This window comes from Phocaeicola intestinalis, from assembly GCF_014837065.1.
GTDB lineage: Bacteria > Bacteroidota > Bacteroidia > Bacteroidales > Bacteroidaceae > Phocaeicola > Phocaeicola intestinalis.
The window spans coordinates 125,028-146,195 of sequence record NZ_JACSPP010000002.1; the positions used below are offsets into that span (position 1 = coordinate 125,028).

General features: G+C 45.1%; 18 protein-coding genes. 12 read left to right on the forward strand and 6 right to left on the reverse strand.

Features of this window, described 5'->3' with window-relative positions:
• Positions 1-61 precede the first annotated feature (61 nt).
• Genes recR through H9625_RS01185 form a run of 3 tightly spaced genes read left to right on the forward strand, consistent with a single transcriptional unit; the run spans position 62 to position 1,717 of the window.
• Positions 62-682: a recombination mediator RecR gene (recR, locus tag H9625_RS01175; RefSeq protein WP_013617063.1), complete on the forward strand. Its 621-nt coding sequence runs from the start codon at positions 62-64 to the stop codon at positions 680-682.
• A gap of 34 nt (positions 683-716) precedes the next feature.
• Entirely contained in the window at positions 717-1,178 is a 462-nt protein-coding gene (locus H9625_RS01180; protein WP_022039251.1) for a hypothetical protein, read from the forward strand.
• A complete protein-coding gene (locus H9625_RS01185) occupies positions 1,175-1,717 on the forward strand; it encodes a GNAT family N-acetyltransferase (RefSeq protein ID WP_022039252.1) in 543 nt (180 codons plus the stop codon). The genes H9625_RS01180 and H9625_RS01185 overlap by 4 nt, the downstream gene beginning before the upstream one ends.
• Before the next feature lie 88 nt (positions 1,718-1,805).
• Here H9625_RS01185 and H9625_RS01190 read toward each other — a convergent pair whose 3' ends face one another.
• From H9625_RS01190 to H9625_RS01205, 4 genes are read right to left on the reverse strand one after another with little or no spacing between them, the layout of a single operon-like run.
• Entirely contained in the window at positions 1,806-2,753 is a 948-nt protein-coding gene (locus H9625_RS01190; protein WP_191762775.1) for a phosphatase PAP2 family protein, read from the reverse strand.
• A 7-nt stretch (positions 2,754-2,760) separates the two neighbouring features.
• Entirely contained in the window at positions 2,761-3,441 is a 681-nt protein-coding gene (locus tag H9625_RS01195; protein WP_087208616.1) for a CDP-alcohol phosphatidyltransferase family protein, read from the reverse strand.
• Positions 3,419-3,937: a GtrA family protein gene (locus H9625_RS01200; protein ID WP_394354906.1), complete on the reverse strand. Its 519-nt coding sequence runs from the start codon at positions 3,935-3,937 to the stop codon at positions 3,419-3,421. The genes H9625_RS01195 and H9625_RS01200 overlap by 23 nt, the downstream gene beginning before the upstream one ends.
• Positions 3,934-4,410: a phosphatidylglycerophosphatase A family protein gene (locus H9625_RS01205; protein ID WP_022039256.1), complete on the reverse strand. Its 477-nt coding sequence runs from the start codon at positions 4,408-4,410 to the stop codon at positions 3,934-3,936. The genes H9625_RS01200 and H9625_RS01205 overlap by 4 nt, the downstream gene beginning before the upstream one ends.
• A gap of 236 nt (positions 4,411-4,646) precedes the next feature.
• On the opposite strand from H9625_RS01205, the gene H9625_RS01210 reads away from it, so the two are divergent.
• The 6 genes from H9625_RS01210 (at position 4,647) to H9625_RS01235 (ending at position 11,206) form a co-directional block, all read left to right on the forward strand.
• Positions 4,647-7,283 (forward strand): DUF5686 and carboxypeptidase-like regulatory domain-containing protein, encoded by a 2,637-nt coding sequence (locus H9625_RS01210; RefSeq protein WP_191762776.1) that lies wholly within the window; start codon positions 4,647-4,649, stop codon positions 7,281-7,283.
• A 97-nt stretch (positions 7,284-7,380) separates the two neighbouring features.
• A complete protein-coding gene (locus H9625_RS01215; protein ID WP_191762777.1) occupies positions 7,381-8,643 on the forward strand; it encodes a sigma-54 interaction domain-containing protein in 1,263 nt (420 codons plus the stop codon).
• Positions 8,630-9,157: an LPS assembly lipoprotein LptE gene (lptE, locus tag H9625_RS01220; protein WP_022039259.1), complete on the forward strand. Its 528-nt coding sequence runs from the start codon at positions 8,630-8,632 to the stop codon at positions 9,155-9,157. Before H9625_RS01215 ends, lptE begins: the two co-directional genes overlap by 14 nt.
• 2 nt (positions 9,158-9,159) lie before the next feature.
• Positions 9,160-9,894, forward strand: coding sequence for a hypothetical protein (locus H9625_RS01225; RefSeq protein ID WP_022039260.1), 735 nt, complete (start codon positions 9,160-9,162; stop codon positions 9,892-9,894).
• Between the two features lie 6 nt (positions 9,895-9,900).
• Positions 9,901-10,263 carry a preprotein translocase subunit SecG gene (secG, locus tag H9625_RS01230; RefSeq protein WP_087208620.1) on the forward strand — a complete coding sequence of 121 codons (363 nt, stop codon included), beginning with the start codon at positions 9,901-9,903 and terminating at the stop codon, positions 10,261-10,263.
• Between the two features lie 199 nt (positions 10,264-10,462).
• A complete protein-coding gene (locus tag H9625_RS01235) occupies positions 10,463-11,206 on the forward strand; it encodes a NigD1/NigD2 family lipoprotein (protein WP_087208622.1) in 744 nt (247 codons plus the stop codon).
• Here the strand turns inward: H9625_RS01235 and H9625_RS01240 are convergent.
• The gene (locus H9625_RS01240) at positions 11,203-11,373 is read right to left on the reverse strand and encodes a hypothetical protein (protein WP_191762778.1); all 171 of its coding nucleotides are present in this window, start codon (positions 11,371-11,373) and stop codon (positions 11,203-11,205) included. The genes H9625_RS01235 and H9625_RS01240 overlap by 4 nt on opposite strands.
• Before the next feature lie 388 nt (positions 11,374-11,761).
• Positions 11,762-13,351 (reverse strand): DUF6377 domain-containing protein, encoded by a 1,590-nt coding sequence (locus tag H9625_RS01245; RefSeq protein ID WP_087247464.1) that lies wholly within the window; start codon positions 13,349-13,351, stop codon positions 11,762-11,764.
• A 272-nt stretch (positions 13,352-13,623) separates the two neighbouring features.
• On the opposite strand from H9625_RS01245, the gene H9625_RS01250 reads away from it, so the two are divergent.
• The 3 genes from H9625_RS01250 to H9625_RS01260 all read left to right on the forward strand — a co-directional run bounded on the left by H9625_RS01250 (position 13,624) and on the right by H9625_RS01260 (position 21,164).
• Positions 13,624-15,480 carry a glycoside hydrolase family 13 protein gene (locus tag H9625_RS01250; protein WP_191762779.1) on the forward strand — a complete coding sequence of 619 codons (1,857 nt, stop codon included), beginning with the start codon at positions 13,624-13,626 and terminating at the stop codon, positions 15,478-15,480.
• Positions 15,481-15,727: 247 nt separating this feature from the next.
• Positions 15,728-17,911, forward strand: a complete 2,184-nt coding sequence (locus H9625_RS01255; RefSeq protein WP_087407010.1) for a glycoside hydrolase family 97 protein — start codon at positions 15,728-15,730, stop codon at positions 17,909-17,911.
• Positions 17,912-18,071: 160 nt separating this feature from the next.
• Positions 18,072-21,164, forward strand: coding sequence for a SusC/RagA family TonB-linked outer membrane protein (locus H9625_RS01260; RefSeq protein ID WP_191762780.1), 3,093 nt, complete (start codon positions 18,072-18,074; stop codon positions 21,162-21,164).
• Positions 21,165-21,168 lie beyond the last annotated feature (4 nt).

Here is a 21,168-nt window from a genome sequence, read left to right on the forward strand (position 1 = left end):
TTAAAGAAGCGGGATTTTTCGTACATTTGCGCCTCGGAAACAGATAAGGAAATTAGAAACGATGAACCAACAATATCCGTCCGCATTACTCGAAAAGGCAGTAGACGAGTTTGCCAAGCTGCCCGGCATCGGCCGAAAGACCGCCATGAGACTGGTGCTCTACCTGCTGCGGCAAGACACGCAGGCAGTGGAATCGTTCGGCAATGCGCTCATCCGGCTGAAACATGAAGTGAAGTATTGCAAGGTGTGCCACAACATTTCGGACACGGACGTCTGCCAGATTTGCTCCAATCCCTCGCGCGATGCCTCGACCATCTGCGTGGTAGAAAACATCCGCGACGTAATGGCAATCGAAAACACCCAGCAATACCGCGGACTGTACCACGTGCTGGGCGGAGTCATCTCACCGATGGACGGCATCGGTCCCTCGGACCTGCAGATAGAAAGCCTGGTGGAACGCGTGAAGGCAGGCACCGTGTCGGAAGTCATCCTGGCGCTCAGCTCGACCATGGAGGGCGACACAACCAATTTTTACATCTTCCGCAAACTGGCACCCTACAACGTGAAACTGACCATCATCGCCCGGGGCATCTCCATCGGCGACGAGCTGGAATATACCGATGAGGTCACGCTAGGACGATCCATCGCCAACCGGATTGTGTTCACGGGCACCACGATTTGAATTTACGATTTAACGATTTACGATTTTACGATTTATGGAAAAAGAACTGAAACGCCTGATACGGATATTGAAAGCCGAATATGCCCTGATGTGGGTGCTGACTGTGTTGCTCGCCGCGCTATATGAATGCGACATCTTGCCTCAAGGGCTTTTTGCAGGCGATGCCCAGATGGAATACATCATGCAGGTAACCAGCATCCTGCTCACGATATGTCTCATCCCCCTGTCGCTGCGCCTCTTCAACCTGTCACTTACACGGCACATCGCTGCCCTTCCTCTCAAGAATGCCCTAAAGAGTTACCGCCGGTGGAGCGAAATACGCATCGCCCTGCTCACAGTAGCCTCTCTTGCAAGTCTGTCTGCTTACTATTGGACGATGGACACCACCGGATTGCTCTGCACCGGTATGACCGTAATAGCCTCACTGTTTTGCGTTCCAGGCAAAGAACGCCTGCTGAGTGAATTAAACCTCTCTGATACCTCTCTGTCCGAATGAACCCGTCCTTGCATTCCAGTAAAATCAGCCTACGCGCTCCAGAGCCTGAGGATATTGATGAAATGATGTTTTTCGAAAACGATGCCTCGTTTTGGGAAAACGGCCCTGCCACAGGTCCCTATTCGCGTTACCAGTTGAAAAAATACATCGCCGAAAACCAAAACGACCTGTTCGCCGACGGTCAACTCCGCCTCATGATTGAACATGCATCAGGAGAAGTGGCAGGCATTATAGATGTGTTCGCCTTTGACGCGCGTCACCGGCGCGCCGAGACAGGCATTGTTGTAAAACCTGCTTACCGCCGCCAAGGCATTGCCTTTGAGGCACTCTGCTTACTGGAACAACATTGTTTCGGGCTGTTGGGCATTCACCAGCTGTATGCCTACATCCGGAGTGACAATACAGCCAGTTTCCGCCTGTTCAAAAAGCTGGGCTACAGCCTCACCGGTACCCTGAAAGACTGGGTTCATACCGGGGAAGGCTATCGGGATGTATATTTGATGCAAAAATTGGCGACACAATCAGTCCAGTCATTCTAGAAGCTGTTTTGAATTTCTCCAAAAGTTTTTCTTGGCTTGATGTATCCGTTTTCGTGTGTGCTTTGGGCGATAAATTCAAAATAGCTTCTTAAGAAATATATCCCACGTATTTCCCGACAAACCTCCGGAAGGCTGGTATACGCATCAAACCCTGCTCAAAAAGAAGAATCCCTAAAAGTGCACACAAGATACCTAACATCACATCTATCAGATAATGATGTCCGGAATAGACAGCCGTAAACCATATTCCGCACATGATAACGGTAAACGTCAACCGAAGCCAACAGGCACAACGCGCCCTGAAAGCATAAAACAGGGTAACTACCATATAGGCGGAATGCAAAGAAGGTACCGCAGCAAAGACATTGGCATTACGGCCGTACAACCCATGAAAGACCGTAAGTCCCGTCATCTCATCAAAGCGTCCCAACCCAGCCACATCGCCCGGTGTGTTGAGAACCGGTTCGAAACCATAATGCATGACATACCAGGGTGGAGCTGCAGGATGAATATAATAACCGACAAAACCCAACAGATTGACAAAGAGGAATACCAGTGCAAAATGAAGATAGACCCGGCGCTGGCGCGTAAAATAAAGTCCCAGCCCGAACAAGACCGGCACCGGCACCCAGCACAAATAAAACACTCCTGCCATAAAATCCATAACCGCACAATGGTGAACCGCAAAAAATTCATTAGGTGTCAGTATCCCTTGTGCAGTAGCAATGCCGAAGAGATGCTTCTCGGCTTCGTACAATCCTTTCACATCAATCGGATTAACCTCATAGTTAGGCACGATACGCATCCAGTCATACGATATGGCAAAAACGACAAACGGCAATAAGGCAATTGCCAGCTTACGTGTAAAAGAACCGGAAAAAAACAAGACTATCAGCAAAAGTGTCATTAACCAATGTTCGGGACGTATCCCAACAAACACAGCAGTAACACCCATCCACACCGCAAGTGCCGCCACAAGCGTAATGATTTCCCTGACAGAAGGGAAACCTGCCTTCAATTGTCTCTTAAAATCCATATCAAAATCACTTTATCAGCTGACGACGGCTGTATTCGATACGTGCCAATGCTGTAATATTGGCAAAAACTGCAATAAATGCCATCGGTATAATCAGAATCAGCATGGCATCAAACGAAAGCCCGCGGGCACAAGTCGCCGTGATACCACATACCAGCAAAGCTACACTGGTCAGCACGACACGTTCGGGACGTTGCATAAACCCGATTTTACATTCCAGCCCCAATCCTTCGGCACGGGCACGCACGTAACTTACCATCAGCGAACCGATTAAAGCGGCAAAAGTTATAACGGCACCTGCCAGATAGCCATGCCCGATAAGACAAAAACAAATACCTCCCAATGTCACCAGCTCACTATACCGGTCAAGTACCGAATCGTACATGGCTCCGAAAGTAGATGCCATCTTCCCGATGCGTGCCACCTGCCCGTCCATCATGTCAAACAAAGAAGATACCAATATCACTCCACCCGCCCAGGCAATAAGCCGGTAGGGCGTTTCGTCCGGATGAGCCCCTGCATAAATCAAAATACAGGCTCCTGCAAGGTTTCCCAGGAAACCGATAGTTGTCACCATATTAGGCGTAATACCTATCTTTATCATTCCATGAACCAGCGGGTCTATCACTTTATAAATAAACTGCTGCAATGCGTCCCGCATCTTTTTAGCTTGTTTTTTTATTTCCATGTCGGTGTTTGATTTGTTTTATTCTGTTTTTCAATCGATTATTTATTTGAGCATCTTTAAATACGAACATACGGTGCAGATTGTAATTCCAACACACAGCTACCGTTACCGAAGTAATAACCTTCGAAAGAATAAAAGCGGTAGAGTCTGTCAGATGCAGACGACTTTGTTGCATCGTCAGAAATTCGGTCAGCAGGTATGTGCCCCACAAATTAAGCCCAATACTTCCCAACCAGACCAGAAGATATTTAAACAACACATACATCGGACCGCAATCTTCAGTATGGAAAGTCCATTTATAATTAATGGCGCAATTCACCAATCCTCCGCTGACCGAGCCTGTCAAGGTAGCATAAACATAATAGATGCCGAATCCCTGATTCAGTACAATACTGACCAGAAAATCGACAACAGTCGCTACCTGTGCCGAAAGCTGGGCACGGATAAACATAAACAAACCTTTCCCCTGAGTGAAACCTATAAGCCAGTCCTTCACGTCACAATCCATCTATAAAAATAAATAACTATCAGCCCATAAATGCCCGACAATATATCATCTGCCATAATACCATATCCTCCCCGGAAACGCTCCATCTTCCGGATGCCTAACGGCTTGAGGATATCAAAAAAGCGGAATAACAGAAACGCCGCAACCATGTATCCCCAATGCCCATGAGCAGGCACAGCCAAGAGAGCGATCCAGGTTCCCACCATCTCATCAATGACTACCCGTGACGGGTCGGCTCCCCAATATTTCTCGGATACGCCAGCCGACCATACACCTAATACAGTAAAGACAACGACCAACGATGCTGTTATAACCTGTATAAATACATAATCGAGCAAAGACGCATATCCCCACCATACCAACATTGCCAAAAGGGCACCTGCCGTACCTGGAGCCACCGGACTGTATCCGCTACCGAATCCACTTGCTATCAACTGATGAAAAAAAGGTATCTTCTGCATACTCTTGTTTATTAACCGACAAGCTGTCACCTTGAAGTCTCTTCTGTAAGAGCCTACAAAAGTACGGTTTTTCTTTGAAATGTCTTTCCTTAAAATCTAAATTAATAATGGTTAATACTACATAAAAGTCGGTTTATTTATCAGTTTTCAACGTTTTTCATTTGTCAGAAACAAGAAAGTGGTGTAATTTCGCCTTCGTTTTCAAATTTAATAAAAAGCGTAGTAAGATTATTGATATGGTGAAACGATTACTCCTTATATTTATAGGTTGGTTCTGTATGATGGAGATTGCAGCCCAGATTCATGGGGTGGTTGTCGACGCAAATACAGGCGAACCTATTCCTTATTTAAATATATATTACGACGGGAAAGGAGTGGGAACTGTAACAAATAATGATGGCGAATATTCGATTGCATATCATGCAGGATGGACTAAACTGACTTTTTCCATGGTAGGATACGAAACACAAGAAATCATCGTATCAGCAAAAACAAGCGAACTGAACGTCAGCATGAAAGAAATAGACCAGATGCTTGACGAAATCATCATACGACCTAAAAAAGAAAAATACTCCCGCAAGAACAATCCTGCCGTAGAAATGATAAAGAAAGTCATTGCTTCGAAGCGGAGAACAGACCTGAAGCAAAAGGACTTCTACCAATATTATAAATACCAGAAAATCATGTTTGCCAAAAACAACATCACGGCAGACACTTTACGCGAATCCTGGCTATTCAAGCAATATCCTTTCTTCCGCGACCAGGTAGAGGTATGCGACGTAACAGGCAAGAACATCCTTCCCCTTTCGGTCGACGAAACCGTCTATGAAAACGTATACCGTAAAGAACCGCATTCGGAAAAGACCTATGTGCGTGGCATCAACTCTACGGGGGTGAACGAGCTGTTCAGTACCGGCGAAATGCTTACAACTGTCCTGAAAGACGTCTTTCAGGATATTGACATCTACCAAGACCGTTTCCGTTTTCTTCAATATCCGTTCGACAGCCCGATATCGGAAGCAGGTATCCGGTTTTACAAGTTCTATATCATGGATACCATTTATGTGGAGCGCGACAAGTGTTTCCGCCTCTCGTTCGTGCCCAACAACTCACAAGACTTCGGATTTACAGGAAGCCTGTATATCCTTGCCGACTCTACCTATCGTGTCAAACAATGCCAGTTGAACCTGCCAAAGAAAACCGATATCAACTTTGTCGACCACATGGTGATTGACCAGAAGTTCGGCGAACTGCCCACAGGAGAATGGACCTTGCTGGAAGATGATATGCTGTGCGAAATGTCTTACCTGAAAAAAGTACTGGGAAGCTTTCTAGTAAGACGGACCACCCGGTATTTCGACTTCAACTTTGACCCTTTACCCAACAGACTTTTCAAACAAAAAGGAAAAGAAATAAAGGATGTAAATGCCATGATGCGCGACAACGAATTCTGGAGCAAGTACAGGCAAGAAGACTTGACCCAATCGGAACAACGTATGGGCAGTTTTGTGGACGACCTGACCAAAATAAAAGGTTTCAAATACTTCATGTTTTTCTTAAAAGCACTTATCGAGAATTTTGTGGAAACCAGTACCCCCGACAGCAAGGTAGATATAGGTCCTATCAATACCATGATTACCTCTAACTACATTGACGGGTTACGCCTGCGTGCATCGGCACAAACTACAGCCAACTTGAATCCACACCTTTTCCTGAAAGGATATTATGCTTACGGATTCAAAGACAAGCGGTCGAAGTATATGGGTGAAGTGGAATATTCGTTCGACAAGAAAGAATACCTTCCGCGCGAATTTCCGAAACATTCGATGACGTTCACCTACCAGTATGACAACATGCTGCCTTCCGACAAGTTCATCCATACCGACAAAGACAACGTGTTTACATCGCTGAAAGTATGTACGGTAGACCAATACAATTACGAACGGAAAGCCACCATTAAATACGAACGCGAACGCGAATTCGGCTTCAAGACTACCGCCTTTGTACGCTATGCCAATTATGAGCCATGCGGAAAATTGTTCTACCGCACCATGGCTGGCGAATCGCAACTGCAATCTGCCATTGCAAACGGCAGGCTATCGGGTACGGAATGGGTACATTCACCATTCAACACACACGATATTACCGTTGCCGAAGCTTCGATAGCTTTCCGCTATGCACCGGGAGAAACATTTGTCAATACCAAACAACGCCGCCTGCCGGTAAATCTGGATGCACCGGTATTCTCCATTCAGCATACCCTTTCCGTGAAAGGTATACTGGGAAGTGACTATACATACAATATGACCGATTTCAGTGCCTACAAACGCTTTTGGCTCAACTCTTGGGGAAATATTGATGTATACCTGAAAGGCGGCATCCAGTGGAACAAGGTACCTTTCCCCCTCTTGATTATGCCGGCAGCCAACTTGTCGTACATCATTCAAGAAGAAACATTCAATCTTATCAATAACATGGAGTTTCTGAACGACCGCTATGCCTCGCTTGATGTATCGTGGAACATGCAAGGCAAGCTGTTCAACCGCATTCCTCTGCTCAAAAAGCTGAAATGGCGTGAATTTATCGGCGTGAAATGCCTTTGGGGAAAACTGACCGACAAAAACAATCCATTTCTGGAACAAAACCGCAACGATAACGTCTTAATGATGTTTCCAGGACATTACAATGCAGCCGGAGGATACGATTACTCCAGTCATGTGATGGATCCACATAAGCCGTATGTAGAAATCACAGCAGGTATACACAATATCTTCAAGTTACTGCATATTGAATATGTACGCCGGCTGAATTATAATAACCTGCCTACCGCCAATAAATGGGGCATCCGTTTCATGATTCGTACCGTATTCTAAAAAAGGTGACCAGGCTCTTAACACCAAATAAAAAGCTGCCAAAATTGCTGGATATAACAAGATTTTTGTAATTTTGTCATATAAAGAAGTCACCCATATGAATAAGACAGAAATCCAAAGCGTAAAACTCAGGTTCGGCATCATCGGAAATACCGAGGGGCTGAACCGTGCCATTGATATAGCTATACAAGTAGCTCCTACCGACCTGTCGGTATTAGTAACCGGTGAAAGCGGTGTAGGTAAGGAAAGTTTTCCTCAAATCATCCATCAGTTCAGCAGCCGTAAACACGGCCCTTACATAGCCGTCAATTGTGGCGCCATCCCCGAAGGAACAATCGATTCCGAATTGTTCGGACACGAAAAAGGATCCTTTACAGGTGCTATCAGCGACCGTAACGGATACTTTGCCGAAGCAAACGGAGGAACAATTTTTCTTGATGAAGTAGGCGAACTCCCCTTATCGACACAGGCACGCCTTCTCCGGGTACTCGAATCAGGCGAGTACATCAAGGTAGGTTCATCAAAAGTACAAAAAACAGATGTACGCATTGTAGCAGCGACCAATGTCAATTTCACCGATGCCATTGCCGAAGGAAGATTCCGTGAAGACCTTTACTATCGCCTGAACACAGTGCCTATCAAAGTCCCGCCTTTGCGGGAACGTACAGAAGATATTGTCTTGTTGTTCCGGAAATTTTCCTCAGACTTTGGCGAAAAATACCATATGCCCGCCATCCAACTTACGGAAGAAGCCAAGCAGCTTTTGGTTCACTATCCGTGGCCAGGCAATATCCGCCAGCTGAAGAACATCACCGAACAGATATCCATCCTGGAAACCAATCGGGATATCACTCCCGCCATATTGCAGAGCTACCTGCCTCCACAGCCAGAGTCACGCCTGCCTGCCTTATTAGGCATCCATGCATCTGAGAAAAAAGGATTCGAAAGCGAACGCGAAATCCTGTATCAGGTCTTGTTTGACATGCGCCGGGATGTAACCGAACTGAAAAGACTAGTTCATGACATTATGGCCGAACACCCCAGCTATACCGTGTCACAACCCACTGAGGTGCCGGTACACTATCTGCAAAATACAGTAAATGTCATACCCGAATCGCCTGTGGTAGTCAAACCTGTATCTGCAACAGAGCACCCTATCAACGTCACCCCCGTAGAGCCTTCAGAGGTACAAGATACCGAAGAATATGTAAAAGAAAACCTGGCATTGGAAGACGTGGAAAAAGAAATGATCCGCAAAGCTTTGGAGCGACATCATGGCAGACGCAAAAACGCTGCTGCCGACTTGAAAATATCAGAACGTACACTTTACCGAAAAATCAAAGAATATGGACTTGAATAAAAAACGCAGTAAACTTATAGGCATGTGTGCAGTCTTTGCCTGCATACTGACAGCTTGCTCCATCTCGTATAAGTTTAATGGAGCATCTATCAACTACGACAAAGTAAAAACCATTTCATTCGAAAATTTTCCCAACCGTTCGGCAGCCTTTGTCTGGGGTCCGATGGAATCGATGTTCAACACGGCTTTGCAAGACATCTATATGCGGCAAACCCGTTTAAAACAGGCACGTCAGGGAGGCGACCTGGAACTTTCGGGCGAAATAACCAATTACGACGCATATAATAAAGGTGTAGGTTCCGACGGTTATTCTACAATGGCAGAATTGCGCATGACCGTCAATGTGCGTTTTGTCAACAATACCAATCATGCCGAAGACTTTGAACAACAGTTCTCGGCAAGCCGTGAATACGATGCCAGCCAGCAGCTTTCTTCTGTGCAAGAAGGACTGGTGAGTGAAATGATTGATGAGATTGTAGACCAAATATTTAATGCTACTGTGGCTAACTGGTAAAAATGATACAAGAAAACCTACAACAGTGGATTTTACATCCCGAATCGTTATCGGAAGAAAGTCTGGAGCAACTACGCGAACTTTTGTCGCGCTATCCTTACTTTCAGACGGCACGTTTACTTTACCTCAAGAACCTGTATCTGCTACAAAGCCCCGACTTTAAAGCCGAGTTACAGAAAAGCGCACTCTACATTGCCGACCTGAGTGTACTTTTCTACTTCATCGAAGGTGAACGTCTTTCCATCAAACAGCATACGAACGACAAGAAAACACCAGCAAATGCTTCTGATACAGACCGCACCCTCGACCTCATCGACCGTTTCTTATCTGGCACACCCGAATCCTTGGGAAATGACCTGCCCCTTCCTGCAGAAGCCAACATGGACTATGCAACCATACTGCTGAAGGAAGGAACAAAGCCTGAAAAAGTCACTCCAATGAAGGGCCAGGAACTGATAGACCGTTTTATCGAAAATACACAGTCGCACGAAACGCCCGCCGCTCCATCCCTACAGGAAGAAAACGAACCGGATGATGAAGAAGCACAGACAGAAACCGAAAACGATGAAAACTATTTTACCGAAACTTTGGCTAAAATATACGTCAAACAGCACCGTTATGAGAAAGCTCTTGAAATTATCAAGAAATTAAATTTGAAATATCCAAAAAAAAATGCTTACTTTGCAGACCAAATGAGATTTTTGGAAAAATTGATTATTAACGCTAAATCAAAATAAAAGAAAATGTACTTATTATTAGTTGGATTAATCGTACTGGCATCTGTATTAATGTGCTTTGTGGTATTGATACAGAATTCAAAAGGAGGAGGATTGGCTTCCAGCTTTGCTTCTTCCAATCAGATTATGGGTGTAAGAAAAACAACCGATTTCATTGAAAAACTGACATGGGGACTGGCTGTTTTCATGGTAGTTTTAAGTGTTGCAGCTGCTTATGTATTGCCAAGTGCCACTCAAGGTTCGTCTGTAATCATGGATCAGGCTGTTCAGGAACAGAAAACAAATCCGTTAAATGCCCCCGAAGGCTTTGCTGCACCCCAGACCGAACAGGCTACCACACCGGCAGCAACAGACTCAACAGCCCAATAACCTACCCCTCATATTCTTAAAAAACGAGACGCAGATATACATACACAGCAAGGCTTGTCGAGAATTTCCCAAACCGCTGTCCCAATGTATATCTGCATCTTTTTATTCCCCCCCCCGATATTTCCTTAATTTATGCTAAATGCATGCAGTATTCAAACTCTTTCCGTCTTTACTTATTGAATAGTAAAACCACACAAATATGAAAAGATTATTGAAATACGCAATGGGTCTCTGTGCACTGACAATAGGCATGCTTCAAACCTCATGCGATGACGGAGACGGATATTCTATCGGTGATATTGCCTACGACTGGGTGACCATACATGTAGAGAGTGATGGAATCTATACTTTTACAGGCGACACATGGGGAACCATGTATCCCGCTGCTTCGGGAATATGGGGGTATCAGATAACAGAAGGTACACGCGGACTGCTGGTCTTCAACCCGTTATATGACAATTATTACGGATACGATGTGGGAATCAAGCCAGAACAGCTACGCACTTTCCTGACCAAAACGGTAGAAGACCTGACTAATGAAAACGAGAACGAATATGCCAACGACCCAGCCTATGTACGTGAAGCATGGATAGCAGGAGGATACATGAACATGCTGTTCGATATGAAAATGCCACTGGAGAAAAAGCACCGGGTCAGCCTGATAAGACATGCAGATGAACAAGAGATAGGAGAAGACGGATATATCCATCTGGAATACCGCTACAACACATATGGAGACACGACAGACGTGTTCAATCCCGGAACGGAAGTGGTATGCTATAATCTCAACACACTCCCGATTGACCGTGCCAAAGGCATCAAGATGGAGGTCAACCATGCCGTTTACGGAAAACAAACACTCGTATTCGAAAACATGAATGAACCGACACCCGAACAGGCAAAATCCGTCCAGGCACCTTCATCAGAACAAGATATTTACTAAGAAGCTGTTTTGAATTTCTCCAAAAAGTTTTTCTTGGCTTGATGTATCCATTTTCGTGTGTGCTTTGGGCGATTTTTTGGTCCTTTTCGCTCCTGTTCTTCGTCAGATAGCCCGCTATCTTCCTCATCACAAAAGCGAAAATGCCTCAAAAACTCATCCCAAATCATCGCACGATAAATTCAAAACAGCTTCTTAATGTGCCAATGAATAATAGGGCAATGTGCTAATTTATTTTCACATGAGCATATTGTTTATTGACCTATTCTTCTGTGTCCTTTGTGGTACCCTGTGGTCTCTGTGGTGAATAGTTATGTTTCCATATAGTATAATATGATTATCCGCATTTTGCCCAATTTGATAAATGTCCGCAACTTGCTCTGGATGCAAATAACGCAGTAGTACTGCCTTTGCCGATGCAATATATATTCATCAGCAGTTGCAGTATATATTCATCAGCAGATGCAGTATATATTCATCAGCGGTTGCAGTATATATTCGTTTTCATAAGATACGTCCGACTCACTTATGTTCATCCAAAAGCATGCTTGGCGTGTTCTACAACTTCATCACCTCCTGCTCAAAATCTTCTTTATTTACTTTCACCTTATTGCGGATACGGCTGCGGTAATTATATACCGTAGCAAGCGAATAGCCTAAGAAATGAGCTATACGGGCTGTATCAGTTACCCCCAAGCGGATCAGGGCAAAAATACGCAACTCCGTACTCAAAAGCTCTCCTTTTTTGGGGTATATTTTCCCGTCGTCCGTTAGCAATGCATTGAAATCATCAATAAAATTAGGAAAGAGTTCGAGGAAAGACTTGTCGAATTCCATATAAAAATTCTTTCGTTCATCGCGCAAAAACTGGTCGGAACGGATAGTCTTGAACAAATCATCGATGCGTGAAGCCATTGCCAGTTTTTCCAACAAACGCCGGTATTGCTCCAGTTTGTCGAGATAACTTACGCATTTATCCAAATATCTGGCAATATACACTTCCTTTATTTTACCAGTTTGCGCCAACTTTTCGTTCACCGTCTTCAGTTCTTCGTTAGCCGCCGAAAGATTCACCCGCATGAGCGATAATTTCTTGTTCCATGAATACAGGCGTAACGCTACGATGACGAGCAGCAGCGCTATCACCGCCAACGTAAAGAAAAAGATATTCATCATACGCCGTTCGTTCGCTACACTGTCAGAGTAGCCATCGTTGACGATGGGAAACACTTCAGTCACTTCTAAAAAACGCAAACGGGCGTTGCATGCAACAGCATCTTCCATTGAACAACGAAGGTAGCGGTAAGCCCGTTCGATATCTCCCTGCCGGTAAAGAACCCATGCCAGCCGCTGGAGGGAAGCGTATTCACGCACTGCCATGGTGAGGTCGATAATGGCGGTCTGGGCCAAATAATAAATCTGCATTTCGACATCGCCTTTCGCTTCATAGACTGATGCCAGTGTATAGTTGACGTATGCCTTTTCTTGCATGCTCATCGGAGCGGACAAGGTTTTGTTCAGTACTGGAATGGCGGCATCGAATTGCGATTCGAGCAACATCTTTTCAGCCAGCGAAATGCTCCGTCCGGGACCTTCGGGCACCAGCATCAGCACCGAATCACGGTAGCAGGCGGTCTTGCGGATGTATTTTTCCTTTTCCGAAAGGATAATGGTGTAATCCGCCATCCAGCCGTAATAGGTACGCATGGCGTAGTAATACTTCAACCGCACGTCCGGAGTCACCAGGTTGCGGTCTATCTGCTCTAAAGTCTGTAAGGCTTCGTTATATGCTCCCATAACACCCATCGCATCGGCACGGTTGATAATCACGTCGGCTTCCGCTCTCTGTGGCTTTGCCGAACCGACATACCGTTCCATCTCATCGACATAATGCAAGGCGGAATCCGCCTGATAATGCAAGTATTGAGTGAACAGTTCACTACAGATTGTGTATCTTTGTGCATTATCGTATTCGTTGGCAAGGCGTTGCTTCAGTTGGGCTATCGTTCTTTCCCGTTCTTCGCAGTGCTCTTTTTTCTTCCCGATTACTTCGTCCAATTCTTTCAGAATCCGTTCGTTTGAAGACTGCCCCATGCAAGCAAATGCAAGAACATGCGACAATACAATTAATATAATAGTTTTTTTCATACAATCTGATTTATATTTTTCACCTTTAAATTTAAGATAACTATCTTATTCTCATTACTTTAATAACATACCCCACTTATATTCCGCTTCCAAATGTACGAAATATTCCTCTATTTTCCTATTTTTGTTTAAAAGAAAAGTAAATAGTTCCAACGGGCTATGCACACACTTGCATCAGCCTACGCATATACTTGCATTGGCTTACGCCGATATATGCATCAAGGCATGATGGCATTAACATTAATTCATACTATCATAAAACAATTATTATCATGAAAAAACTATGGCTTACCCTGCTTGCCGCTTTTGCTTTCTTGGGATTCAGCAAAGCGGCTCCGGTAATGGAAATCGACCGGATAGCCCCTAACTTCTGGTGGTCAGGAATGAAAAATCCCGAGCTTCAAATCATGCTTTATGGCAAGAACATCGCTACATCTGCGGTTTCGGTTACAGGCAAGAACATCGTCTTGAAAGAAACCGTAAGGCAAGACAGCCCGAATTATCTTTTTCTTTATCTTGACCTGACGGATGCTCCCGCACAGACATTCGATATCGTCCTGACTCAAGGGAAAAAGAAAACGGCTGTCTCTTACGAATTGAAGCAACGTGTGCGCAAGGGGAGCGACATACAAGGATTCACTTCCGAAGACGTGCTTTACCTGATTATGCCCGACCGCTTTGCCAACGGCAATCCGGAAAACGACATTGTAGAAGGTATGAAAGAGAACAAGGTAGACCGCAATGACCCGTTCGCGCGCCATGGGGGCGACTTGAAAGGCATTGCCGACCATCTGGACTATATCGCCGACCTGGGCGTAACGGCCATCTGGCTCAACCCCACACAGGAAAACGATATGCCCGACGGATCTTATCACGGTTATGCCATCACGGATTATTATCAGATAGACCGCCGTTTCGGAACAAACGAAGAGTTCAAGACTTTGGTTGACCAGGCACACAGCAAAGGACTGAAAGTCGTTATGGACATGATATTCAACCATTGCGGAAGCGAAAACTACCTGTTCCGCGACAAGCCATCGAAAGAATGGTTCAACTTCCATTCCGAATACGTACAAACCTCATTCAAGACGGCAAGTGTAATGGACGTACATGCCAGCCTGTATGAGAAGAAAATCGCCACCGACGGATGGTTCACCCAAGTGATGCCCGACCTGAACCAGCGCAACCGCCACGTGGCACGCTATCTTATCCAAAGCAGCATCTGGTGGATAGAATATGCAGGCATCAACGGTATCCGTCAGGACACTCATCCGTATGCCGATTACGATTTCATGAGCCAATGGTGCAAAGAAGTACTGGAAGAATACCCATATTTCAACATTGTAGGCGAAACCTGGCTGAACACCAACGTATTGGTGTCTTATTGGCAAAAAGACAGCAAACTGGCTGCTCCGAAGAATTCTAATCTGCCTACCGTAATGGACTTCCCCTTGCAGGGACTGATGAACCAGGCTTTCGATGAAGAAACGACCGAATGGGCAGGAGGATTGTACAAACTGTATGATTATCAGACACAAGATCTGGTATATGCCAATCCGATGAATCTGTTGACTTTCCTTGACAACCACGATACTTCACGCTTTGCCACTACTGATGAAAAAGCCGAGAACCTTACACGCTACAAACAAGCCATTACGTTTTTGCTCACCACTCGTGGCATTCCTCAAATCTATTATGGAACAGAAATACTGATGACTGGCGATAAAGGCAAAGGCGATGGCGACCTGCGCAAGGATTTCCCTGGAGGCTGGCAAAACGATACCACCGAAAACTTCACAGCAAACGGACGCACAGCTATGCAGAATGAAGCGTTTGATTTTACACGCAAGCTGCTGAACTGGCGTAAAGGAAACGAAGTTCTCGGCAAAGGGACACTGAAACACTATTCCATTCAGAACGGAACGTATGTGTACGAACGCAAGTATAACGGACGTTCGGTGGTGGTAATGATGAACGGAACCGGTCAGGCTCAGACGCTCAACCTCACTCCGTACCGTGAAATCCTGCCTCAAGCGGAAGCCAAAGATTTTCTAAGCGGACGTACTGTAACATTGGGCGAGACATTGGAATTGCAACCGAGGGAAATCCTCTTGCTGGAGTTCAATTAAATGAAAAATGGAGAATGAAGAATAAGAAATAAAGGTATTCTTCATTCTTAATTCTTCATTCTTCATTTAAATCCCGTTTCTATTTTACTACTTATAAACAATACTTAGCATATTAATTACCAGTAAATTACACTTTATACATCTTTATATTTTCCGTCATACGGGAAGAAATCGTTTGAAAGACACATAATTTTGCTTTCAGAAAATTGTAACGCAAATTTCATTAACTTTTAATACCTGATAACGTATGAACATCAAGAAAAGTTTTGCCCTCATGGCCATGTGTGGCTTCGCCTTTTGTGCAAGCGCGCAAAAGTTGACTTCGCCGGACGGAAATCTGGTGATGAACTTCAGCCTCAATGAGCAAGGCGCACCTGTGTACGACCTTACCTTTAAAGAAAAAACAGTCATTAAGCCCAGTACATTGGGATTGGAACTGAAACGGGAAGACCCCGAAAAGAAAACCGACTTCGAATGGACCGAAATGAAAGACAAAGCCGGAGTAGACAAACGGGCTAATCTGATGACCGGATTTAAAATCAAAGACACACGCACCTCTACATTCGATGAAACGTGGCGTCCGGTATGGGGCGAAGAAAGCGAAATACGCAACCACTACAATGAGCTGGAAGTTACCCTCGACCAGCCTATGAACAACCGTTACATCGTTATCCGCTTCCGCCTCTTTAATGACGGACTGGGATTCCGTTATGAATTTCCACAACAACAAAACCTAAACTATTTCGTTATAAAGGAAGAGCATTCGCAATTCGCTATGAGTGGCGACCACACTGCTTTCTGGATTCCGGGCGATTATGACACGCAGGAATATGACTACACGACTTCGCGCCTGTCAGAAATCCGTAGCAAGATGAAAGAAGCAGTTACCCCCAACTCATCGCAATATGTATTCTCTCCTACCGGCGTACAGACTGCACTGATGATGAAGACCGATGACGGACTTTACATCAACCTGCACGAAGCGGCATTGGTAGATTATTCGTGCATGAGCCTGAACCTGGATGACAAGAATATGGTATTTGAATCCTGGTTGACTCCTGATGCCAAAGGGGATAAGGGCTACATGCAGACTCCATGCAATTCGCCTTGGCGTACCGTTATCGTAAGTGATGATGCACGCGACATTCTTGCTTCACGCATCACCTTAAACTTAAACGAACCCTGCAAGATAGCCGACACGTCATGGATTCACCCCGTAAAATACGTAGGCGTATGGTGGGATATGATTACCGGACGCGGCACATGGGCTTATACCGATGATGTATACAGTGTGAAATTGGGCGAAACCGATTATTTGCAGACCAAACCGAACGGCAAGCACTCTGCCAACACCGAAAACGTAAAACGCTACATCGACTTTGCAGCCAAGCATGGATTCGATGCCGTATTGGTGGAAGGTTGGAACCAAGGCTGGGAAGACTGGTTCGGAAAGAGCAAGGATTATGTATTCGACTTTGTAACCCCTTATCCCGACTTCGACGTGCAGGAACTTCACCGTTATGCCGCAGGAAAGGGTATCGAGATGATGATGCACCACGAAACTTCCTCATCGGTACGCAACTATGAACGCCACATGGACAAGGCATACCAGTTTATGGTAGACAATGGCTACAGTTCGGTAAAGAGCGGTTATGTAGGCGACATCATTCCGCGGGGCGAGCATCACTACGGACAATGGATGGTAAACCATTATCTCTACGCCGTGACCAAAGCGGCAGACTATAAGATTATGGTCAATGCCCACGAGGCAGTGCGTCCTACCGGCTTGTGCCGTACGTATCCGAATCTTATTGGTAACGAATCAGCCCGCGGAACGGAATACGAATCTTTCGGCGGAAGCAATGTGAACCATACGACTATCCTTCCGTTTACCCGTCTGGTAGGGGGACCGATGGATTACACACCGGGCATTTTCGAAACAGATTGCAGCAAAATGAATCCGACCAATACGTCGCGTGTACGTTCTACCCTTGTGCGCCAGCTTGCTTTGTATGTCACGATGTACAGTCCGCTCCAAATGGCTGCCGATGTGCCGGAAAACTACGAGCGTTTCATGGATGCTTTCCAGTTCATAAAAGACGTGCCTGTAGATTGGCAAAGGACTGAATACCTGGAAGCTGAACCGGGAGAGTATGTCACTATCGCCCGTAAAGACAAGCATTCGAACGACTGGTATGTAGGATGTTCGGCAGGATATAACGGACACGAGTCGAAGCTCACGCTCGACTTCCTCGATCCGGACAAAAAATATGAGGCAACTATCTATGCCGATGCAAAAGGCACCGCATGGGACAATAACCCGCAGGCATATACCATTACCAAAAAGAAAGTGACCGCCAAGACCAAGCTGAACTTGAAAGCCGGCATCGGCGGAGGATACGCGATATCGATAAAGGAAATAAAAGATTGATTTTTTCAGGATTAGTTGGATTTGTAAAAAGAAACACATAGTTCTTCAATAGGTAAATACATAAACAAAGCATCCACAAGTCCCCTCCTCTGGGAGGGGATTTAGAGGAGGCTACAGAAAGAGAGAACCAATTTTATTATTCATACTTAAACTAATAAACATGAAAATGAAAGATTTGAAAAGACGAAACAAGCTCCTGCTGCTATGGCTGGCGGGAATGCTGTTCTCCGTACAAGCCTTTGCGCAAAGCATTACGGTCAGCGGAGTAGTGAAAGAGAAAACAGGCGAAACCGTCATCGGAGCCAGTGTAGTGGTAAAAGGTACCACCAATGGAACGATTACCGATTTCGACGGTAATTTTACCCTTAATGCCCAAAAAGGTGACATTATCGTCATCTCATTTATCGGATATAAAACCCAGGAACTTCCTGCAGCGGCTAACATGAACGTAGTAATGGAAGACGATAGCCAAATGCTGGAAGACGTGGTAGTCATCGGTTATGGTTCGGTAAAGAAAAGCGACTTGAGTGGTTCTGTTGTAGCCATCGAAGCTGAAGAAATCAACCGCGGTGCGGTTACTTCTCCTCAAGAATTAATGCAAGGAAAAGTGCCGGGACTTTCTGTTACCAGCGGTGATGGTGGTCCAGGTTCAGGTTCTACTATCCGTATCCGTAGCGGCGCCTCATTGAACGCCAGCAACGACCCGCTGATTGTCATCGACGGTATTCCTGTTTCTAACGATGCTGCTCCGGGCACGCCGAATGCCTTGGCAACCGTAAACCCGAACGATATTGCTACGTTCACCGTATTGAAAGACGCTTCGGCTACAGCTATCTACGGTTCGCGCGCATCAAACGGTGTCATCATCATCACCACTAAGAAGGGAGCGGAAGGAAAGATTAAAGTGACTTATAACAGCACGTATTCTTATAAAGATCCGTACAACCGCGTGAACGTGATGAACGGCGACGAATTCCGCCAAACAATGCTGAACCAATATGCCGGACAAGACGTGTACAACACCATCGAAGCCAATTTAGGCATGTATCCCAACGTAAACACCGACTGGCAAGATGAAATTTTCCAAGGAGGCTTAAGCACCGACCAAAACATTGCAGTTGCAGGTAAGGCAGGTTTCCTTCCTTTCCGTGTATCGTTCGGTTATAACAAAGAACGTGGTACGCTGAAGACTTCCGACTATGAACGTTATACTGCAGCCATAAACTTAAGCCCGAAGTTTTTTGATGACCATTTAAGTCTAGACATTAACGTAAAAGGAACCATCAATAACAATCGTTTCGCGGATTCAGGTGCGGTAGGTGCAGCTATTTCATACGACCCGACCAAACCAGTCTACGCTGAAGGGAACTATACCGAAGGGCTGAATGGCTATAATGGTTTCTACAACCATACGAATGCACAGGCTGACGGCACCTACAAACCGGATATAAATGCTACGACCAATCCGTTATCATTGCTTCTTGATGTAAATAATCAAGGCACGACCAAACGCAGCCTGGGTAACATTCAGTTAGATTATAAGATTCATGGATTTGAAGACTTGCGTTTGAATTTGAACTTAGGATACGATGTCGCAAAGACCACTGGAGATAACTTTGTGAATCCTTATTCATTCCAAGCAACAAAAGATACCGACTTCCCCATGCTGGGACAAGGAGGTTCATGGAGCAATCTGCGCCGAAACCACTTGCTGGATTTCTATGCCAACTATGTACACTACTTCGAACCTATTAAAAGCAATGTAGACTTGATGGTAGGTTACTCTTGGCAGCACTTCTACTACAATGACTTTACACAGCAAAAATCCAATCCGGCTGTAGGAGATTTCGCAGGCATCAGTGCCCCCACAGGCTGGACATGGAACGAAAGCGAACAACGTTATTTACGTGATGATAGCCGCCATAATCCATGGGAAAATTACTTAGTATCTTTCTTCGGACGTTTGAACTATAACTTAATGGACCGCTACTTATTAACAGCAACCTTACGCCGCGATGGTTCTTCACGATTCAGTGAAAACAACCGTTGGGGTCTGTTCCCTTCTGTAGCTTTGGCATGGAGCATCATTAACGAAAATTTCATGGAAAATACCCGTGATGTATTGTCCAACTTAAAACTCCGTTTAGGTTATGGTGTAACAGGACAGCAAGACATCGGTGACTATATGTATCTTACCAAATACGCTATCAGCAGCAACACCAATACAATGTATAACGGCACTTTCCTATTAAAGCCCGATGGCTATAGCCCAGACTTGAAATGGGAAGAAACACATACATATAATGTAGCTGTTGACTATGGATTCCTGAACGGACGTATCAGCGGTAGCTTGGAATTCTACATCAAGAAGACCAAAGACTTGCTGAATACGGTTAGCGCACCTGCTGGAACTAACTTCACTAACCAGATTACCGCAAACGTGGGTGAAATGGAGAATAAAGGTGTCGAATTCAATGTCAACGCCGTAGCTATCCAAACAAAAGACTTCTCTTGGAACATTGGTTATAACGTAACATGGAATGATAGTAAAATAACCAAACTGACTACAGGGTTCAACCCTGACTATGAAGGTATTGTAGCTGCAACAGCACCTTTTGGTACAAACACACCATTATCGAGACATCAAGTAGGATACGCTCCCTATACATTCTGGACTTACCAACAAGTGTATGACGAGAATGGCAACCCTATCCAAAATGCGATTGTAGACCGTAACGGTAACGGTACGATTGACGATGGTGACCGTTATTTCACGAACAAGAGCCCGTTAGCTGACGTATATATGGGATTCAGTTCACAATTCCAATGGAAAAACTGGGATTTGGGCTTTAACTTGCGTGCCAGCATCGGCAACTACGCATTTAATGCTCAAGCAGCCGACAATGGTTCATACAACAATTATGGAGGTTTGGGAACTTTGTCCAACATCAACAAAGATGCCGTAGAATACACCAATGGGTTCAAGTACACCAGCAGCACTGAAGGTAAATTGACCGACCTTTATTTGGAAAACGCTTCTTATTTGAAGATGGATAATATCACATTGGGATACACTTTCGACAAGTTCTTTACCGATAAGATTTCAGGACGCATCAGTGCATCCGTACAGAATGTGTTCACCATTTCGAAATATTCAGGACTTGATCCAGAAATACCTGGTGTAAACGGTATCGACGGTACGATATGGCCACGTCCGCGCACATTCACTTTAGGACTCAATCTTAACTTTTAATACC